The 206-nt window shown below is 47.1% G+C and carries 1 tRNA gene; it reads left to right on the forward strand.

Annotation, left to right across the window (positions count from 1 at the left end):
* Nucleotides 1–15 precede the first annotated feature (15 nt).
* Nucleotides 16–100 (forward strand) — tRNA-Tyr (locus AB4323_RS24520).
* Nucleotides 101–206: the final 106 nt, after the last annotated feature.

Raw genomic sequence — 206 nt, forward strand, 5'->3', positions numbered from 1 at the left:
AGTAAGACACACCCTGGAGGGGTTCCCGAGTGGCCAAAGGGAGCAGACTGTAAATCTGCCGGCACTGCCTTCGATGGTTCGAATCCGTCTCCCTCCACCATATTCTTCTTACCTCTTTTAAGAGTTAAGAGAACAACCTGATTGATGGGCTTATGGGAAAACATCAATTTAGGCTTACTTTGTGAAAAGTAAGACACACCCTGGAG

The sequence above is a fragment of the Vibrio sp. 10N.261.52.C11 genome, assembly GCF_041471405.1.
Classification (GTDB): Bacteria; Pseudomonadota; Gammaproteobacteria; order Enterobacterales; family Vibrionaceae; genus Vibrio; species Vibrio crassostreae_C.